19 protein-coding genes and 1 tRNA gene are annotated in these 17773 nt (G+C 64.6%); 10 read left to right on the top strand and 10 right to left on the bottom strand.

Annotated features, from left to right (window positions below):
* Nucleotides 1-112: 112 nt before the first annotated feature.
* A tRNA-Val gene (locus MJ956_RS03395) sits at nt 113-187 on the bottom strand.
* 107 nt (nt 188-294) lie between these two features.
* Nucleotides 295-660, bottom strand: a complete 366-nt coding sequence (gene cpdR, locus MJ956_RS03390; protein WP_206452863.1) for a cell cycle two-component system response regulator CpdR — start codon at nt 658-660, stop codon at nt 295-297.
* Nucleotides 661-817: 157 nt separating this feature from the next.
* Here cpdR and MJ956_RS03385 point away from each other — a divergent pair, with 157 nt between their 5' ends.
* Nucleotides 818-1717 carry an N-formylglutamate amidohydrolase gene (locus MJ956_RS03385; RefSeq protein WP_256477716.1) on the top strand — a complete coding sequence of 300 codons (900 nt, stop codon included), beginning with the start codon at nt 818-820 and terminating at the stop codon, nt 1715-1717.
* Between the two features lie 289 nt (nt 1718-2006).
* Nucleotides 2007-2780, top strand: coding sequence for a histidinol-phosphatase (gene hisN, locus MJ956_RS03380; protein WP_253963073.1), 774 nt, complete (start codon nt 2007-2009; stop codon nt 2778-2780).
* Nucleotides 2781-2799: 19 nt separating this feature from the next.
* Here the strand turns inward: hisN and MJ956_RS03375 are convergent, their stop codons facing one another.
* A complete protein-coding gene (locus MJ956_RS03375; RefSeq protein ID WP_253963072.1) occupies nt 2800-3771 on the bottom strand; it encodes an alpha/beta fold hydrolase in 972 nt (323 codons plus the stop codon).
* 593 nt (nt 3772-4364) lie between these two features.
* Here MJ956_RS03375 and MJ956_RS03370 point away from each other — a divergent pair.
* The gene (locus MJ956_RS03370; RefSeq protein ID WP_253963071.1) at nt 4365-4832 is read left to right on the top strand and encodes an Hsp20 family protein; all 468 of its coding nucleotides are present in this window, start codon (nt 4365-4367) and stop codon (nt 4830-4832) included.
* Nucleotides 4833-4891: 59 nt separating this feature from the next.
* Here the strand turns inward: MJ956_RS03370 and MJ956_RS03365 are convergent, their stop codons facing one another.
* From MJ956_RS03365 to MJ956_RS03340, 6 genes are all read right to left on the bottom strand, one after another.
* Nucleotides 4892-5116 carry a ribosome modulation factor gene (locus MJ956_RS03365; RefSeq protein ID WP_253963070.1) on the bottom strand — a complete coding sequence of 75 codons (225 nt, stop codon included), beginning with the start codon at nt 5114-5116 and terminating at the stop codon, nt 4892-4894.
* A 178-nt stretch (nt 5117-5294) separates the two neighbouring features.
* Nucleotides 5295-5933 (bottom strand): 2-dehydro-3-deoxy-phosphogluconate aldolase, encoded by a 639-nt coding sequence (locus MJ956_RS03360; protein ID WP_253963069.1) that lies wholly within the window; start codon nt 5931-5933, stop codon nt 5295-5297.
* 166 nt (nt 5934-6099) lie between these two features.
* Nucleotides 6100-7278: a cell wall hydrolase gene (locus MJ956_RS03355; RefSeq protein ID WP_253963068.1), complete on the bottom strand. Its 1179-nt coding sequence runs from the start codon at nt 7276-7278 to the stop codon at nt 6100-6102.
* A gap of 120 nt (nt 7279-7398) precedes the next feature.
* A complete protein-coding gene (der, locus tag MJ956_RS03350) occupies nt 7399-8811 on the bottom strand; it encodes a ribosome biogenesis GTPase Der (protein WP_253963067.1) in 1413 nt (470 codons plus the stop codon).
* 63 nt (nt 8812-8874) lie between these two features.
* Nucleotides 8875-9783 carry a tetratricopeptide repeat protein gene (locus MJ956_RS03345; protein WP_253963066.1) on the bottom strand — a complete coding sequence of 303 codons (909 nt, stop codon included), beginning with the start codon at nt 9781-9783 and terminating at the stop codon, nt 8875-8877.
* 116 nt (nt 9784-9899) lie between these two features.
* Nucleotides 9900-10481 (bottom strand): NnrU family protein, encoded by a 582-nt coding sequence (locus MJ956_RS03340; RefSeq protein WP_253963065.1) that lies wholly within the window; start codon nt 10479-10481, stop codon nt 9900-9902.
* A gap of 188 nt (nt 10482-10669) precedes the next feature.
* Here MJ956_RS03340 and MJ956_RS03335 point away from each other — a divergent pair, with 188 nt between their 5' ends.
* Entirely contained in the window at nt 10670-11086 is a 417-nt protein-coding gene (locus MJ956_RS03335) for an MAPEG family protein (protein ID WP_253963064.1), read from the top strand.
* 48 nt (nt 11087-11134) lie between these two features.
* Here the strand turns inward: MJ956_RS03335 and MJ956_RS03330 are convergent, their stop codons facing one another.
* A complete protein-coding gene (locus MJ956_RS03330; RefSeq protein WP_253963063.1) occupies nt 11135-12136 on the bottom strand; it encodes an ABC transporter substrate-binding protein in 1002 nt (333 codons plus the stop codon).
* Between the two features lie 232 nt (nt 12137-12368).
* Between MJ956_RS03330 and MJ956_RS03325 the strand changes: the two genes are divergently transcribed.
* The 6 genes from MJ956_RS03325 to MJ956_RS03300 all read left to right on the top strand — a co-directional run.
* A complete protein-coding gene (locus tag MJ956_RS03325) occupies nt 12369-12719 on the top strand; it encodes an I78 family peptidase inhibitor (RefSeq protein WP_253963062.1) in 351 nt (116 codons plus the stop codon).
* 146 nt (nt 12720-12865) lie between these two features.
* Nucleotides 12866-13684, top strand: a complete 819-nt coding sequence (locus MJ956_RS03320; RefSeq protein ID WP_253963061.1) for a FadR/GntR family transcriptional regulator — start codon at nt 12866-12868, stop codon at nt 13682-13684.
* Nucleotides 13685-13802: 118 nt separating this feature from the next.
* Nucleotides 13803-15104 carry an ABC transporter substrate-binding protein gene (locus tag MJ956_RS03315; protein ID WP_253963060.1) on the top strand — a complete coding sequence of 434 codons (1302 nt, stop codon included), beginning with the start codon at nt 13803-13805 and terminating at the stop codon, nt 15102-15104.
* A gap of 81 nt (nt 15105-15185) precedes the next feature.
* Nucleotides 15186-16082, top strand: a complete 897-nt coding sequence (locus MJ956_RS03310; RefSeq protein WP_253963059.1) for a branched-chain amino acid ABC transporter permease — start codon at nt 15186-15188, stop codon at nt 16080-16082.
* A gap of 8 nt (nt 16083-16090) precedes the next feature.
* A complete protein-coding gene (locus MJ956_RS03305) occupies nt 16091-17074 on the top strand; it encodes a branched-chain amino acid ABC transporter permease (protein WP_253963058.1) in 984 nt (327 codons plus the stop codon).
* The coding region (locus MJ956_RS03300; protein WP_253963057.1) for an ABC transporter ATP-binding protein at nt 17071-17773 on the top strand (703 nt) is incomplete at its 3' end. The genes MJ956_RS03305 and MJ956_RS03300, both read left to right, overlap by 4 nt.

The following is a 17773-nucleotide window of genomic DNA, read 5'->3' as shown; positions in this document are numbered from 1 at the left end:
AGGCTTTGGCGGCTGCGGAACGTCAGGTTCCGGCCCCACGAACCATAAGCATGAGCTCGTATCGTCGGATGATCCGGCTCGTCTATCGGTCAGGCAAAGATTTGAAGGCGGATGGTGGGCGTGACAGGGATTGAACCTGTGACCCCTTCGATGTCAACGAAGTGCTCTCCCGCTGAGCTACACGCCCATCCGACGAGGCGGCTTAGAACACGAGATTTGAGCCCGCGTCAATAGGATCGCGGCCGACCGAAAGACTGTTTTCGAACCCGGCCGAGAGACCCGCTGACAGCTCCGCTACGCCGCGTCTTCCAGCATCTTGCTGACTTCGTCGACGAGCTCGCGCAGGTGGAACGGCTTCGACAGGATCTTGGCGTCCTTGGGCGCCTTGGAATCCGGATTGAGGGCGACGGCGGCGAAACCGGTGATGAACATCACCTTGAGGTCAGGGTCGAGTTCGGTCGCTCGACGGGCGAGTTCGATCCCGTCCATCTCGGGCATGACGATATCGGTCAGCAGCAACGAGAACGGCTCCTCGCGCAACCGTTCGTAGGCGCTGCCGCCATTGTCATAGCTGACGACCTCGTAGCCGGCTTTTTCCAACGCCTTGGCGAGGAAACGGCGCATATCGTTGTCATCTTCTGCGAGAAGTATCTTTGACATTCGTGTTATCCGGATACGGCGGGGCAACGATCCCGGCGCCTGGTTCATTCTAGGGACAATTCCATAGCAGAATGGCCCAAGATTTTCTAAAAGGAATGAACGTCTGGCCATCCTGTATGAGAAAATGTGATGCGTCACGCGGCTGGAAAGGCTCAGTTTGGCGAAAACCCCGATATTCGAGACCGCCGCCGGAACGATTCCGGCCTACGAGATCCTCGAACCCGACGAGCCGACCATCCCTTTCGTGTTTTGCTCGCCTCATAGCGGGCGGGACTACCCGTCGGATCTGATCGCGACGACGCGCCTGTCGGGCGAATCGATCAGGCGGTCGGAGGACCTTTACGTCGACCGCCTGTTCGACTTCGTACCCGATCTCGGAGCTCCGCTCTTGGCGGCGCGCTTCCCGCGGGCCTATCTTGACGTCAACCGCGAACCTTATGAACTCGATCCCAGAATGTTCGCGGGGCCGCTGCCCGATTTCGTCAATAGCGGCTCGATCCGTGTGGCGGGCGGCCTGGGCACGATCCCGCGCATCGTCGCGGAGAACGAGGAAATTTACCGCGGCGTTCTGCCCGCCGCGGAAGCCCTGCGACGAATCGAGGATATCTACAAGCCGTTTCACCAGACGCTCGAAGAGGTCTTGCAGCGCACGCGGGAGCGCTTCGGCCTGGCGATCCTGGTCGATTGCCACTCGATGCCGTCGAGCTTGCGCGCGCTGCCAGGCGGGCAACGGCCCGACATCGTGATCGGCGACCGGTTTGGGACCAGCGCGGCCGCGCGGCTGGTCTCCATCGCCACCAGTCGAATCATCGCGCTCGGATATGACGTGGCACGCAACAAGCCCTATGCCGGAGGCTACATCACCGAACGCTACGGTCGCCCCGCTGTCGGCTTCCATGCCTTGCAGATCGAGATCAATCGCGGCCTTTACGCCGACGAGCGCCAATACCGTCCGCATGCGGGCTTCGATGCGCTGCGCCAGCGGTTGACCGCCTTCGTCGCGGGTTTCGCCGCCGATGTCGCGGCGGATTATGCCTGGCCCGCGGCCGCCGAATAAGGCGGCTTGTGGTCGCAAGGCGGCGCGCCGATTCGCGGACAAAAAAAACCGCACTGCGTTGAAACAGCGCGGTCCAGAGTCTAGGGAGGAAACGCCCGTAAGGGCGGCGGTAAATCAATGCCGCGGACTCTATTTATGTTGCACTGCAAAATCTGTCAATCCCGTTTTGGCACGATTTTCGACCACTGCGTGAATTGAGACTGTGTAAAAATGCCGCATATCGAGGCGCCGATCTCCCGGGGTTTCGGTTTCCTTCCGACCTTTCGCCGACCAGCAGCGAGTCCGCGCCATGGAACTGCCCGAGATCGCGTTGCTGTTCGAGCTCGCCGATATCGCCGACGCCGAGACGTTGCCGCGGTTCCGCGTCGGTGGCGGCGTCGACAACAAGCTGACTTCTTCTTTCGACCCGGTCACGGAGGCCGACCGGGCGGCCGAGCGGGCGGTCGTTTCGGCCATCGCCGCGCGCTACCCTGATCATGCGGTGCTCGGCGAGGAGTTCGGCGCGCAAGGAAACAGCGAGCATCTGTGGGTGATCGACCCGATCGACGGCACAAGAGCCTTTATCTCCGGCATTCCGGTATGGGGCACGCTGATCGGCTACTCACAGGCGGGCCGGGCGCGGATGGGGTTGATGTCGCAACCGTTTACCGGCGAGCGTTATTTCGCCGACGGCGAAGCGGCCTGGTGCGAGTACCGGGGTCAGCGAAGCCGGATTGGCGTGCGGCCGACACGCCGTCTCGACGAGGCGACACTATTCACCACCTCGCCTCGGCTGTTTTCGGGCGAGGGGCTCCGCCGTTTCGAGGAACTGGAGGTCCGCGCGCGGCTGACACGCTTCGGGACCGACTGCTACGCTTATTGCATGCTGGCGGCCGGCCACGTCGATCTCGTCGTCGAGACAGGCCTGAAGCCTTACGATATCGTCGCGTTGGTGCCGATCATTGAGCAGGCGGGGGGGATAGTCACGACCTTCACCGGCGGCCGGCCGGAAGCCGGTGGCGATATCATCGCCGCGGCGACACCGGAATTGCACGCGGCGGCGCTGGCGATTCTCCACGGCTGAGGGCGTTCGCCGGGGCCGATCAATCCGGCGGCAGCACGCCCCCCACGAAAGCCTCGAACGCTTCCAGGAATGGCTCACGGAACCGGTCGGCCTCCTGCAGCAATTCGTGGCGGGCGAAGGGAATGGTCAGGCTGGAGCCGGAACGCATGCGCCAGGCCAGCCGCTCGGCCGCAGGGGTTGCCACCACGCTGTCGTCGCCGGCGGCGATGATCAGCGTCGGAATGGCCAGCCGGGCGATCCAGTCTGAATCGGTTAGGCGCACCATGGCGCCGGAGACCGCGGCGAGCCAGGCGATGGTCGGGCTGCCGAGAAACAGCCCAGGAGCAGCCTCGGCCAGGGCCTGGTTGCGCTCAAGGCGCTTCGGGTCGCTGGTCAGCACGCTGGTCGTCGGGCTCGGTTCGTGGGTTCGAGCCTGAAATGGATGGGTCGGCAGACGTCCCAACCCAACGAATTGCGCGATCCTCGCCATGCGGTTCAGTCCGCGCAGGCCGATCCGGCCGGGAGGAAAGGATATCAGCGGCGCGCTGAGGACCATTCGTTCGATGACGTTCATCAGCCGCGGCGAGGCTTGCAGTGCGATCAGCCCGCCCATGGAATGGGCGAGTATCGCATAGGGGCCGCGACAATCGGGAAGCACCACGTCCTGGACAATGCTTTCCAGATCGTTGACGTAGTTGCGGAACTTGCGGACATAGCCGAGCCCGGTATTGCGAATTATCCGTTGGGATCCGCCCTGACCTCGCCAGTCGAAGGTCATGACCATGTAGCCGCGACGGGTCAGGTCGGCGATGGTCTCGAAATATTTCTCGATCGCCTCGTTGCGCCCCTGCAGCAGGATGATCGTGCCGCGCGTGCGCGGCAATTGGCTGGGCGCGATGGCATAGCGCAGGCGCTTGCCGTCGGGAGTGCGAAAGCTCGACGCGCTGATGCCCGGCGGGGCGGGGTTGCCAGCGCTGCTGACGAGTTCACTGGGTTCGTACGCGTCGTTCATCGTCAACCGGCCTGCGAGCATCGTTCCGTACCGCCGCTGCCGACGTATCGCGAACGGCACGGACGCCCTCGGCTTGTAGTGTCGCGGGCGGGGCCGGTCAAAGCTTAACCGAACGGCGAGAGGGCACAAAAAAACCGGGAGCCCCCTTCGAGGCTCCCGGCTGGAGCGGCCACAGCGGAAGGGACGGGACGCTGCGACCGTTTCGGTTCCGCCGGAGCCCGGCGGAAAACTGTCCGGCGCGATGATCCTGCCGTCGGAAGCCCCGTTCTCGCGGGGACCGGCGGGGCTGATCAACCGAGCCATGAGCGCCACTATGCCGAGGCCCACCTGAACGGTTGTGGAAGGCAACGTTCATTTTCGGTTCAGGAGAAAAGTTTCGAAAAGTCAGAGAGTTATATGTCGCGATCGGCGCCCCCGCGGTTTTGCGGAAGACCCCGATCCGATCCCTTCAAAAACCCTTGAACCGCGAAATTCGGCTCACCATTTTATTTCTGTGGTCGCCAATATGGGGCCGCTGGCCGGGCAGTATCGCCAGAGTGGGATGCACGCTTCGCGCCAAACGCAAACATCGTTGCTTCTGAATGGAGAACACCATGCGTCATGTAGATTTTGCTCCCCTGTACCGTTCCACCGTCGGTTTCGACCGGCTTTTCTCGCTGCTCGACAGCCAGACGGTCGCGGACAACAGCCCCACCTATCCGCCCTACAACATCGAACGCACCGGCGAGAATGCCTATCGCGTAACCATCGCCGTCGCCGGCTTCGGTGATGACGAGCTGTCGATCGAAGCGCGCGAGAACGTGCTGACGGTGAAGGGCGAAAAGGCCGAGGCCGAGGAAGGGTCGGAAAACGAACTCCTTTACCGCGGCATCGCCGGCCGCGCGTTCGAGCGTCGCTTCCAGCTCGCCGAATATGTCGAGGTGAAGGGCGCCAGCCTGAGGAACGGCCTGCTCCACATCGATCTCGTCCGGGTCATTCCGGAGGCGATGAAGCCGCGCAAGATCGAGATCGCCACGGCCGACAACGGCAACGCCAAGCAGATCGAGGCGAACGCCGCCTGATCCTGCTTTTCAGGTAACGAAAACGGCGCTCGAAAGGGCGCCGTTTTCTTGTCGTGATATCAGGATTGATGCGGCGCGTCGATCCGGTCGAGATTAACGGCCGTTCGCGCATCCTTCATCATGCCGGGGTGGCCGGCGGAACCCTCCGGCGTCGCGTTGCGCGCCTCGGTCCAACCGTTCATCCAGGCGGCCCGCAAGGATGAGCCGACGGGGTATTGGCAGGACGACATCGGAAAATTGTTGCGGAAGGCGAGCCTGCCTTGCTCGGTAGCGTCTGTGGACATGACGATCTCCTTCGTTGCAGGTGCCCTGAATCTGGTCCCGCCGCGGCGGTCCGTCAACCCGTTCTCGGCGCTGTCGCGCCTGTACCAACGCGGAAACGACGACTGCGAGCGAGCGCCGCGGTGGTACCGCACCGCGAGCACATGATTTTCGACTGGTAAGTCCCGCGATGAGCCGCGGTCAGTCGCCGAGTGCCACGGCCTCGCGCGCGAGGCGAGTGATCTCGGCCCAGTCGCCGGCCGCGACCGTCGCCTTCGGCGCCACCCATGACCCGCCGACGCAAATGACGTTCGGCAGCGCGAGATAATCACGCACATTGCTCATCGAGACGCCGCCGGTCGGGCAGAAACGCAAGGCGGGGAAAACCGGAGCGATCGAGCGGAGGAAGGCGGCGCCGCCGATCTGTTCGGCCGGGAAGAATTTAAGGATCTCGTAGCCTTCCTCCAGCATCGCCATCAACTCGCTGGCCGTTGCCGAGCCGGGCAGCAGCGGCACATCGGACGACCGGGCGGCGTCCAGAAGCTCGACCGTCGCGCCGGGCGACACGATGAATTTGGCGCCGGCATTCACCGCGCGGTCGAATTGCTTCGGCTCGAGAATGGTTCCGGCGCCGCAGGCCGTCTCCGGCACTTCGCTGCTGATCGCCCGAATCGCGTCAAAGGCGGCGGGCGTGCGCAACGTGACCTCGATCGCATTCAGGCCGCCCGCTGCCAAGGCGCGCGCCAGTTCGACGCCTTCGGCGGCGTTCTCCACCGCGACGACGGGGATGACCGGCTGGGCGGTCAGGATATGGAGCAGGTGCTTGGTTTTCTGAGCCATGGGGGTCCGACCGATGTAAACGAGGAGCCTTGGGCTCTAGCGCATTTTTCGGCCACGGCAAAATGTTCGGGTCGCGCTAAGGCCGGCACGGCACAATGCGACAAGATTTCACGGAGGAACCTTTGGCATTCGGTCGGCGCCGGGGGTCCTCGCTAGCGCGTACCGCCTACCAGCCGCCGTTGAAGGTGCGATAGAAGATGTGCTTGCCGATCTTGTCGACCTTCTCCATGGCGCGTGCCCAGCGGGGTTGAACATAATTGGCGTGATAATGGGTCGCCGAGCCGACGGCGTTGATCCAGAGCTCGCCCTTGGTCACCTGTTCGGCTACGCGCGTGACACGGGACCAGGCGCCGCTGTCGGCGATGCGATCACGCGCGCCATCGCAGGCGAAGGAGAACTGGCAGCGATTGCGCCAGTTCTTGTTCTGGTAGACGACGCCGCAGATCGTGTTCGGGAATGCCGGGTTGCGAACGCGGTTCAGGATAACCTGCCCTACCGCCGCCTGACCCAGCGTCGACTCGCCCCGTGCCTCGAAATACAGGCCGTTGGCAAGGCAATTCTGCTCCTTCTCCGAATAGGCGGTTGCCGGCAGAGGCGTGGCGGCCCAGGCATGATCATTCTCGCTGATCGGCGGAATGAACGCCTCCGGCGTTTCCTTCAGGATCTTCTCGAACAGCGAGGAGGCGCGGCCCGACTGCCCCCCCGACGGCGCGTAGCCGAGCGCGGCGGTCTCTGTGTCCGACGGCTTCAGCGAAGCCAGCATCAACATGTCGTTGGTTGCCCGCTCCCGGCCTGGCTTGATCGCCGGCGGGCCCTTGAGCTGGAAATTCATGGCGACGGTCATCGCGTCCTTGGTGGACTGCGTCACCTTGGAGAAGGCGCTGCGGATGCGCTCCTGGCCGCCGGTGACCCGGGATCCGAGCAGCGACTGCCGCTCCAGGATCGAGCCGGCGGAGAAGCCGCGCGGCGGCAGACCGGCGGCGGGCGCGACGGAAATGACCCGTTTTCCCTTCTCGGCCCGCGCGACCCGGTTCTCGTCGGGCGTATCGAGCGCCTGCGGAACCGTATCGACGGTGAAGAGATCGCCGTTTCCGGCCTTCACGCCGCTTCCGGCAGGCAGGCGGCTGTTCTTGCCGGAATCGGCGAAGGCGATCTTGGCGGTTTCCACCGAACCCGCGGGCGATGGAACAAAAAACGACTGCCAGCGGTTTGCTTCTCTGGAACCGCCCAGCAGGCTGGTCATGTCCTGATAGGCGAGCTGGCCGGTAAACGCGGTGAGTGTCACGAAACTGCCGGCCGCAACCACGATCGCGCGTGCAGCGCGTTTCGATGAACGGCTATGCATGCGTCCCCCTGCTACCGAACCAACAGCCGTCATTACGTCCCCAACATCTTCTTCATTCGATGGACATCCACCGAATTTCCCCCATTAACCTTGTCTCTTGGTTAACAGATGATGGTGATTTCATGACCGCCGCTTCGCTTTTGCGGCGTAAGGGTTGTCCGGCTTTCGCAATCCAAGACGGATAGGCACGCCCAAAAGTCCGAAACTGTCGCGTAACCCATTGATAAGATAGCGTGTGTAAGCGACGCCAAGCGCTTCCGGCCGCGTTGTGGACAACATGAAGGTCGGTGGTCGCGACTTGACTTGAGTGATATATTTGATCGTCACCCGCCGGCCCGCGACCGCGGGCGGGGGATGGTGGCCGACCATCCGCTCGAGCCACTGATTCAGTTTCGCCGTCGAGACGCGGCTATTCCAGATTTCATGTGTCTCGGCGATCGCGCGCATGAGCCGGTCGAGCCCCTCGCCGGTCTCGCCCGACACCGTCACCGCTCGTATGCCCCGCGCCTGCGGCAAAAGGCGGCCGGTCTTCTCGCGCAAATCGGCGAGCACGGCCTGCCGATCCTCCACAAGATCCCATTTGTTGAAGGCGATGACGGGCGCCCGGCCCTCGCGCACCACCAGGTCGACGATCGAAAGATCCTGGCGCTCGAAAGGGATGGTGACGTCGAGAACCACCACCACGACTTCGGCGAATTTGATCGCGCGGAGCGCGTCGGCGACGGAGAGCTTTTCGAGCTTTTCCTGAATGCGCGCCTTGCGCCGAAGGCCGGCCGTATCGAACAGCTTGATCTTTCGCCCGCGCCATTCCCACTCGACCGAGATGGAATCGCGCGTGATACCGGCCTCCGGCCCGGTCAGCATGCGATCCTCGCCGATGAAGCGATTGATCAGCGTCGACTTGCCGGCATTCGGCCGTCCGACGATGGCAATTCGCAGCGGCTTGGTCGGGTCGTATGCCGGCTCTTCCTCCTCCTGCGCAAACGCCGGGTCGCTGTCCGCGTCGGCGCTCTCGTCGTCCCCCGCATGGTCCAGGACCGCGTCGCCCAATGCCTCGACGATGGCGTCACGAAGTTCCGCCATCCCGACGCCGTGCTCGGCCGAGATGCCGATCGGCTCGCCCAACCCAAGCGAATAAGCGTCGATGAAGCCGGACTCGGCGCCCTTCGCCTCGGCCTTGTTGGCCACCAGCACGACCTTTGCCGCGGTTCGCCGCATCAGATCGGCGAAGGCGAGATCCTGCGGATTGAGACCAGCCTTGGCGTCGATCATGAACAGCGCCAGATCCGCCGTCGCGATCGCCGCTTCCGTCTGGGCGCGCATCCGCCCCTCCAGCGTCTCCGCCCCGGCTTCCTCGAGCCCGGCCGTATCGACGATCTCGAACTCGAGATCCATCAGCGTCGCGTCACCGGAACGCCGGTCGCGGGTGACGCCCGGCCGATCGTCGACGAGCGCCAGCCGCTTGCCGACGAGACGGTTGAACAGGGTCGATTTGCCGACATTCGGCCGACCGATGATGGCGATGGTGACCATGAAGGTCTCCGCGCTCCTCCGGAGCGATGGGGCGTCCGACGGTTGGCCGGACGCCGATTGGGATCAGTTCGCGCCGGTCGCTGGCACCGGTTCGCTAACCGCTTGGGAGGGCGTCGAGGAGGGCGCGGCCTGCGAATTCGTTCCGGTCGCTGGCGCAGGGGCGCTCGCGGATTCGGGCGCATCGGCGGGCGGCGTGCCGGCGGCTGCCGGCTGGCCGGTGTCGCTTCCAGGCACACCGGTGGCGGTGGCCGGTGGCGTTGTCAGCGGTACGCCGGCGACCCCATCGACCGGGGCCACACTATCCGCGGACTCGGCCGGCGTGCCGGCGGCGATCACTTCGAGCATCATGCGCGCGCGCCCGGAAATGCCGTTCGGCGCCCCGGCATCGTCGAGGAGCTCCTGGAAAAGCTGGCGGGCGGTTTCCCGATCGCCAGCCTTCCACGCCGCCAGCGCGATCGCCTCGCGCGCCGGAAAGCGCAACGGTTCGCTGTCGCCGGTCAGGCGTTCGACACGGCTGCGGACGTCGTCGAGCGTGCCGCTGTCGACAAGAATGTAGGCCGCCCGGACGGCGGCCATATCGCGGATCGGCTGCGGCACGTCGGAATCCTTGGCCACAGCGTCAAATGCCGCGACTGCCTCATCGGGCTTGTCCTGTTCATGCAGGACGCCGCCGATGCTCATCCGGGCGAGGTCGGGATAGGCTCCGTAGCCGTCCACCGCGATCGTTTGCAGCGCCGCCACGGCTTCGTCCCGCTTGCCCTCCCGGGCAAGATCCAGCGCGGCGAGATAGTTGTCGCCGGATTCATTGGCCTGCGCGATCCGGTAACGATCCCAGCCGACGACGCCAGCCGTGGTGGCGACAGCGAGGACGACGGCGGCGAAGATCCATGCACCGAACTTCGTCCAGACGGCCTTGACCTTGTCCTGGCGAAGCTCGTCGCTGACCTCGCGGAAGAAACTGTCGTCGCTCATTCACTCACTCTTCGAAAAATCGTTGCGGCACACCATCCACCGCAGCCGACGCACACAACAGACATGGCGTCTTCTAACGATTTTTCGCGTCTGTGAAAGGGCAAGCTCTAGTGATCCTATCCAAGCAGCGGCACGCCGAAGAGCCAACCATGCAACCCGTACAAGAAGGCGCCGGACAGGACGAGACCGATCGCCACGGCGATGATGTCGCCGCGCAAGCCTTTTTCCGCCGTCGCCTGCGTGGCGCCGGTCGCGGTGCGCCGAAGCGCGCTGGCATAGTCGACGAGCGCCCAGGCCAGAAAGCCGCCGAACAGCACGAGATCGGCGTCCGTGCCATTGACGAGGAGATGCGCCAAGGCCCAGAGCGCCACGCCGAGCACCATCGGATGGCGAACCGCTGCCTTGATGTGACCGGTCGGGGCGTAAGCGCTGACGACAAGGATGAACGCCGCCGGCACGAGAAGGAATGCCAGATGGCGAAGGCCGGCCGGCGGCGACCAGAGCAAGCTCGCGTCCGCCCTTGCCTGCCCATAGCCGAAGATGATCAACAGGAGCCCGATCAAGGACAGGGCCGAATAGGTCAGCTTGAACTGGCTTTCACCCAGCCGAGCGATCAGCCGATCCGGCCCGTCCTCGGCAAAGATCCGCAACGAGTGAACCCCGAAGAAAACGATCATTCCCAGCAGCAGTGGCATCATGGCATCGCCTCTCCGGTTCGCGCGCGTGCGTCATCGGCCGATGCCGCACGCGTCGGGGAAGCGAAGACTAGCTCAAAGATGCGACGAACGCGCCCCCTCGATGACAGGCCGGATCGACATCCCGGCGACACCGCCTTAAACCCATCGGATCAGGCAGCGAGCGCACCGCCAGGATGGGACCGGAGACCATGATAAATCCCACGACCGACGCGATAGGGGCGCTGGCGATCTACGCGGGTCTCAACACGTTGATTCTCCTCTGGCTGGCCTTCCAGACCGGACGCGTGCGCCAGAGCGAGAAGGTCTTGATGGGCGACGGTGGCAATCCACGCATGATCCGGATCATGCGTGGCCACGCGAATGCCATCGAGTTTATTCCGGTGACGCTGATCGCCCTGCTCGTCGCCGCCCTTCTGGGCGGTCCGGCCTGGGCGATCCACGGGGCCGGTCTGCTTCTGACTGTCGGTCGCTTCCTGCACGCGCTGCATTTTACCGCCGCGGATGCTCCCGCTTGGCAGCGCTCGGCAGGCACCGGCCTGTCGATCCTGGCAATGCTCGGCGCCGCGCTCTGGGCATTGTTCGCCGGGCTTTCCACGATCGTCTGACGAAATGCCAACCGTGGCCGCCCGGCGTATCCATGAACGCGCGGGCGGTCAGAGTGCTTCCTTGACCTTTTCGGCGACCTCCGGCGAGACCCATTTGGTCCAGACGTCCTCCTCGGTGTCGAGGAAGTAGAGGGCGGTGTCCTCGCCGGTCGCCTGGTTCTCGTCCTTCCAGGCCAGCAGCTTGTTGACGGTATCGTTGCCCCAGGCGCGCTGCTCGAGATAGGCGGCGGCTTCCGGCGATTCCTTCGCGAGCTTGGGCGTCATCAGCGTGTAGACATCGGCCTCCGTCCAGGCGTTCAGCTTGGGGTTCTCGCAATTTGGCTGGGTCGTGCAGTTCAACCACTCGGCATCGTCGTAGGGAACGTCCCATTCGAGCTTCTTCATCGGGTAGCGCGCGATGATGGCGGTCGGAGACCAGTAATAGCCGAGCCAGCCCTGCTTGGCCTCGAAGGCGTTGGCGATGGAGCCGTCGAGACCGGCGGCCGATCCGGTCGGCACGAGTTCGAACCCCTTCTCTTCGGCGTCATAGGCCTTGAAGAAGTTGTGGAGCACGATCTGGCAGCCCCAGCCCGCCGGACAGTCGTAGAACGCGCCCTTGTCCGACGATTGCGGCGAAGGGAACAGGTCGGGACGCTCCAAAGCGTCCGAGACCGTGACGATGTCCGGATTCGCATCGGCGAGATATTGCGGAATCCAGAAGCCTTCTTCCGACCCATCCTTGAGCACCTTGGCGCCGTAGACGATCCGCCCTTCCTTCAGCGCCGTCTCGATCTGCTCCTTGAACTGCTTGACGTAGATCTCCGGTGCGACATCCGGCTCGCCCTTCTCGGTCATCGAGGTGAAGGTCGGCATGGTATCGCCGGGCACGAGCTGCGCGTCGCAGCCGAAACCGTTCTCGAGGATGAACTGGTCGATCGCGGCCATCACCTCGGCCGATGCCCAGTTCATCGAGGCGATCTGGATGGTGCCGCAGCCTTCCTGGGCTTGGCTGGCGGCGGGAAGACCAAAGAGCCCGACAAGGGCGGCGCTGGCGGCGAGAAGAGATTTCATGGCGAAGGCTCCAAGGCACAACATCGGGGAAAGGAATGGGTGTTGGGAGTTTGACATAGTCGCCGCTGCCGCCGTGAAAAGGACCACCGATCCTCACGGGTTTGTGGCTGGCTTTCGTCTTTTGCGGCCGGTGCGCTAGTCTGCGCTCGGACAATGACGGCGCTCCTCGATCCCGATGGTGATTCCGCAAGGGCAGAGTGCCGGCATCACAGCGAAACATGAAGGAAGCGGCATGCAACGAACCCTCTTACCGGCCATCCTTGCGGGGACGGCGATCATCGTGGCCGGCTGCGCCGCGAGCAACCGCGCCAACCCGGTGCCGCCGCCGCAAAACTTGCCCATGCCGGTCGGCGGGCCGAGCATGCCAGCGCCTGAGTTGGAGGCCTGCAACGCCAACGCCGCGCGCGTCGTCCTCGGACGGATCGCCAATGTCGAGGCCACCGAGGCGGCGAAGGCGGCCCCCGGCGCCGAGGACGTGCGCGTGCTCTATCCCAATCAGCCGATCACCCAGGAATTCGTCGCGACCCGGCTCAACCTGGAGACCGACGGGGAGAATCGGATCGTCAGGGTTCGCTGCGGATAGGGCCGTCGGCGCCAACCATATTCCTCGGTTGACGCTTCCATGATCCTCCGCCTAGTCTGATTGTCGGACAATGAGGATGCCGACGGCCGGAAGAGCCGCGGCACTCGTGGGAGGAGGCCCGGCCATTGTCGGGACGTGTGTTGCCTATGGCGGATCGAACGCCGGGAGCGGTATCGAGCGTTGCCGCGCCCCGGCGAAGCGAGAACCCCGCGACGCATTTCGCCGCGATCGAAGCGGCGCCGGCCTATCGGCTGGTGTTCGAGACGATCGAGCGGGAAATCCTCGACGGCCGTCTGGCGCTCGGCGATCGGCTCCCGACCGAGACCGAACTCGCGGCGCGTCTCGGTGTTCATCGCTCCACCACACGCGAAGGCTTGCGGCTGCTCGAACAGAGCGGCCTGGTCCAGCGCCGCACCGGTCGACGCCTTTACGCCTCGGCGCCACGCGCGGAGGATTTGAGTACCCGCGCCAGCCGCGCTTTGGCGCTCCAGCGTGTCAGTTTCGACGAGCTGTGGCAGTTGCTGCTGGCGCTGGAGCCAGCGGCGGCGGCTCAGGCGGCGCTGGCCATCCGGCCCGAGCAGATCGAAGCGCTGGAGGACAATCTCGTCCGCACCCGCGTGGCCGTGGCCGAGAAAAGCGTCCTGACCAGGCTCGATCTCGAATTCCATGCGCTGATCGCCGAGGCGACCGGCAATGCCACGTGGCAATTGGCGCGCGAACCCGCGGCGATGCTGCTGTTTCCGGCCAATGAACGCATGCTGCCGCGCCTGAGCCAGGCCGGCGCGCGGCTGATCGAGGCGCACGAGCACATCATTGTCGCCCTCAAGAACCGCGACGCGGGTCTGGCGGCGGACTGGATGCGCCGGCACATCAACGATTTCCGGCGCGGCTACGTGCTTGCCGGCTGCGATCCGGACGAGCCGGTCCATCTGCCCCTGCCGCGAGAGGGAGGCGCCCGCCGTTAACGACAGAGCTTCGCCGACCGGTTGGGGAGACCGGCGGCCCCGAGGATTCGACGCAAACAAATAAACAAGGTCCGCCGCGCTCCGCGCGGAACGGACTTGAAAAGAGGAGGAAACGTCAATGAACCCGAAATCTTCACGCGCCGGCATCGCCGCCGCCCTCATGGCTACCACGGCCGCCTTTGCCCTGACCGGCGCCGCCGTGGCGCAAGAGACGTTCAAGATCGGCGTGGTCACCTTCCTGTCCGGCCAGGCCGCCCAGAGCTTCGGCGTCCCCGCCTGGGACGGCGGCAAGATGCTGATCGAGAAGCTGAACGCCGGCGAGGCGCCCGCCCCTTACGACACCAAGGGTTTCGGCGGCATGACGATCGAGCCGGTGGTGATCGATGAAGCCGGCGGCGCCACGGTCCAGGTGCAGGAATACCGCAACCTCGTTCAGCGCGAGAACGTCGATGTCGTGGTCGGCTATGTCGGCTCGGGCGACTGTCTGGCGGTCGCGCCGGTCGCCGAGGAACTCAAGCAGTTCACGATCCTCTACGATTGCGGCACGCCGCGGGTCTTCGAGGAGAACGACTACGAATACGTCTTTCGCACCGCCGCCCACGCGACGATGGATAACGTCGGGCTGGCGCGGTACCTGAAGGCCCTGGATATCGAGGTCGAGACCTTCTCCGGCATCAACCAAGACTATGCCTGGGGCCAGGACAGCTGGGCTGACTTCAAGGCCGCCATGGGCCAGATCTACCCGGATGCGAAGGTAACCGCCGAACTCTTCCCCGCCTTCGGCGCCGGCCAGTACGGCACCGAGATATCCGCGCTGCTGCAGGGCAAGGCCGACGTCGTGCATTCCTCGCTCTGGGGCGGCGACCTTCAGGCTCTGATCCTGCAGGCTCTGCCGCGCGGCCTGTTCCAGCGCAGCCAGGTGGCGTTTTCGGCCGGCGATCATTCGCTGCCGCCGCTCGGCAAGAACATGCCGGAGGGCGTCGTCGTCGGCGCGCGCGGCGCCTACGGTTTCATGGCGCCTGAATCCGAGCTGAACACATGGTGGAAGGAAAACTACGAATCCACCTACGACGTCATGCCGGTGCAAGCGCCCTACCGCATGGCGCAGGCCATCCTCGGCCTGAAAACCGCGGTCGAAAAGGCGATGGCAGAAAACGGCGGCAAGAAGCCCAGCAGCGAGGAACTCGCCGCGGCGATGAAGGGGCTGAGCTGGGAAAGCCCGGGCGGTTTGATAGAGATGGTCAACGGCAACGGCCACCAGGCGATCCAGCCGATCGGCTTCGGCCGTTCGAAGAAGGACGAGAACGGCGAAATCATCCTCGACGACGTCATCCGGTTCGACGCGCGTTGCGTCAACCCGCCGGCCGACATGAAGGGTTTGGAATGGATCAACGCCGGCTTTCCCGGCGCCAAATGCTAATGATGATCTGACACGGCAATCCGACCGGGCCGCCAAGCGGCCCGGTTTACCGCAAGCCAGCGACGGGTGGACCACGCCGCGATGGACATCGTTCTCACCATCATTCTCGACGGACTGATCTACGCCTCCTGGCTGTTCATCGTCGCGCTCGGGCTGACGCTGGTCTTCGGCGTGCTGCGCATCCTCAATTTCGCCCATGGCGGCCTGTACGCTCTCGGCGCCTATGCCGCGGCGGTCGCCGTGCCCTTGTTCGCGGGCTGGGGGCTGCCAGAATGGTTCAGCCTCGTTGCGATGTTCATCGCCGCACTGGCAGTCGCCATCGTCGTCGCGCCGCTCATCGAGCGCGGGCTGCTGCGGTTTTTCTACGGTCGCGACGAGGGTCTCGTCCTGCTGGTCACCTATGCGGTGTTCCTCATGCTGGAGGACATCACCAAGATGGTCTTCGGCGTCGATCCCTATTACGTCTTCGAGCCGCGCAATCTTTTCGGCAATGTCGAGGTCGGCAGCCTATTCTATGTCGGCTACGACATCGCGCTGATCGGGCTGGCGATCGTCTGCGGGCTCGGCGTCTGGCTTGGCCTCACCCGCACCCGGATCGGCAAGATCACCGTGGCCGTGATCAACGAGCCGGAGGTGAGCGCGGCGATGGGCGTGAACGTCACCCGCATCTATCTTCTCGCCTTCGGCCTCGGCGTATTTCTCGCCGCCCTTGGCGGGGCGTTCACCAGCCCGCTTATTTCGGTGCAGCCGGGCATCAGCGTCAGCGTCGTCATCGTCAGTTTCGCGGTGGTCATCATCGGCGGCCTCGGCTCGATTCCCGGCGCGGCGATCGGCGCGCTGATTGTCGGCCTGGCCCGGTCCTTCGCGGTCTATGAGATACCGGAGGCGGAGATTTTCATCATCTACCTGGTCATGGTCGTCGTGCTGATCTTCCGCCCCGAGGGCCTGTTCACTCCGGTCCAGGCGCGCAAGATATGAGCGCGCCGATGCGAACCCTCGTCCTCGCGGCGCTCGGTGCCGTCCTTTTCATCGCGATGGGCTGGGTGCTGCCGCTCTGGCTGCTCTTCACCATGACCAAGGCGATCGCCTTCGGGCTGATTGCGCTCGGCATCGTCGCCCTGATGCGCGGCGGCCTCGTCTCCTTCGGCCAAGGACTTTACTACTGCGTCGGCGCCTATGTGTCGGGGATGCTCGCAAGCCGGCTCGGGATAACCGACGTCTTCGCGCTGCTGATCATCGGCGGGCTTTCCGGCGGTCTCGTCGCCGCCCTGGTCTCGCCGTTGATCGCGCGCTATCGCGGCATCTTCTTCGCCATGCTGACTATGGCCCTGTCGATGGTGCTTTACGGCGTCCTCGCCAAGGTCACGGCGATCGGCGGATCGGATGGCTTCAACGTGCCGCCACCCAGCTTCCTCGGCTATCTGCCGGGCACCGGGGCCGCCGATTTCGCGCTCTACGCCGTCGCGGTGGGCGTTGCCGCCATCGCCGCCGCGGTTTGCCGGATCTATTTCGACAGCGGTCCGGGGCTGATCGCGCTGGCGGCGCGCGAGAACGAACTGCGGGTGGAATATCTCGGCGCCTCGGTCTTCGCCGTCACCGCCCGCAATTTCATCCTCGCGGGAGTTCTGGCTGGCCTCGGCGGCGTGCTTAACGGGGTCGCGCTCGGCCATGTCGACCCGTTCTTCGCCTACTGGACCACGTCCGGCGAGGTGGTGTTCATTGCCGTCCTCGGCGGCTATGCCAGCGTCGTCGCGGTGTTCGGCGCGGCGCTGATCACCGAACTCGTGCGCTCCTTCGCCAACCAGTATTTCCCCGACAGCTGGCAGCTGGCGCTCGGCCTGTTCCTGCTCATGGTCATCCTGTTCCTGCCGCGCGGCTTCGGTTCGCTTTGGGCCGGCGCCACCGGCGAGCGGGTCGCATCGAAATGGCGAGCGCGGGGTGCCAGCCCTCACGAGGAGCCAGCCGAATGAGCGACGCCGTTCTCGAGGCGCGCGGCCTCATGAAATCCTTCGGTGCGCTGGTCGCGGCGAACGACATCAATATCTCGGTGACGCCGACGGCGCGGCTTTCCCTGATCGGCGCCAACGGCGCCGGCAAGACGACCTTCGTGAACATGGTCACCGGCTACCTCAAGCCCGATGCCGGACAGGTGCTGCTTGACGGGAAGGACGTGACGGGTCTCGCGCCAAGGCGCATCACCCGGCGCGGCATGTGCCGTTCCTTCCAGATCCCGCAGCTCTGCGAAACCATGACGCCGGTCGACAACATTCTGGTTGCCATCGACATCGCCAGAAAGGACCGTCCGTCCTTCTTGCGTCCGGCCCATACCGAGGAATCGCTCGACCGGGCGCATGAGATGCTGGGCCGTTTCGGACTGTCCGACTATGCCGCACAGCCGGTCGACGAATTGCCCGGCGGCGTCCGCAAGCTGATCGACATCGCCATGGCGCTGGCGAGCCGCCCGAGGGTACTATTGCTCGACGAGCCGACCTCCGGCGTCAGTTCGGAAGAAAAGTTTCCCTTGATGGATCGGGTGATGAAGGCTTTGTCGGGCGAGGACGCGGCAGTGATCTTCGTCGAGCACGACATGGATATCGTGACCCGTTACGCCGACCGGGTGCTGGCCTTTTATGCCGGCGAGATCATCGCCGACGATGCACCCGACGAGG

It is taken from the genome of Aurantimonas marianensis, assembly GCF_024195285.1.
Lineage (GTDB): Bacteria > Pseudomonadota > Alphaproteobacteria > Rhizobiales > Rhizobiaceae > Aurantimonas > Aurantimonas marianensis.
This window is presented reverse-complemented; position numbering and strand designations above follow the sequence as displayed.

Coding starts and splice junctions, on each gene's coding strand:
- cpdR (WP_206452863.1), bottom strand. CDS start 660: ATGTCAAAGATACTTCTCGCAGAAGATGACAACGATATGCGCCGTTTC.
- hisN (WP_253963073.1), top strand. CDS start 2,007: ATGGAACTGCCCGAGATCGCGTTGCTGTTCGAGCTCGCCGATATCGCC.
- MJ956_RS03375 (WP_253963072.1), bottom strand. CDS start 3,771: ATGAACGACGCGTACGAACCCAGTGAACTCGTCAGCAGCGCTGGCAAC.
- MJ956_RS03370 (WP_253963071.1), top strand. CDS start 4,365: ATGCGTCATGTAGATTTTGCTCCCCTGTACCGTTCCACCGTCGGTTTC.
- MJ956_RS03365 (WP_253963070.1), bottom strand. CDS start 5,116: ATGTCCACAGACGCTACCGAGCAAGGCAGGCTCGCCTTCCGCAACAAT.
- MJ956_RS03360 (WP_253963069.1), bottom strand. CDS start 5,933: ATGGCTCAGAAAACCAAGCACCTGCTCCATATCCTGACCGCCCAGCCG.
- MJ956_RS03355 (WP_253963068.1), bottom strand. CDS start 7,278: ATGCATAGCCGTTCATCGAAACGCGCTGCACGCGCGATCGTGGTTGCG.
- der (WP_253963067.1), bottom strand. CDS start 8,811: ATGGTCACCATCGCCATCATCGGTCGGCCGAATGTCGGCAAATCGACC.
- MJ956_RS03345 (WP_253963066.1), bottom strand. CDS start 9,783: ATGAGCGACGACAGTTTCTTCCGCGAGGTCAGCGACGAGCTTCGCCAG.
- MJ956_RS03340 (WP_253963065.1), bottom strand. CDS start 10,481: ATGATGCCACTGCTGCTGGGAATGATCGTTTTCTTCGGGGTTCACTCG.
- MJ956_RS03335 (WP_253963064.1), top strand. CDS start 10,670: ATGATAAATCCCACGACCGACGCGATAGGGGCGCTGGCGATCTACGCG.
- MJ956_RS03330 (WP_253963063.1), bottom strand. CDS start 12,136: ATGAAATCTCTTCTCGCCGCCAGCGCCGCCCTTGTCGGGCTCTTTGGT.
- MJ956_RS03325 (WP_253963062.1), top strand. CDS start 12,369: ATGCAACGAACCCTCTTACCGGCCATCCTTGCGGGGACGGCGATCATC.
- MJ956_RS03320 (WP_253963061.1), top strand. CDS start 12,866: ATGGCGGATCGAACGCCGGGAGCGGTATCGAGCGTTGCCGCGCCCCGG.
- MJ956_RS03315 (WP_253963060.1), top strand. CDS start 13,803: ATGAACCCGAAATCTTCACGCGCCGGCATCGCCGCCGCCCTCATGGCT.
- MJ956_RS03310 (WP_253963059.1), top strand. CDS start 15,186: ATGGACATCGTTCTCACCATCATTCTCGACGGACTGATCTACGCCTCC.
- MJ956_RS03305 (WP_253963058.1), top strand. CDS start 16,091: ATGCGAACCCTCGTCCTCGCGGCGCTCGGTGCCGTCCTTTTCATCGCG.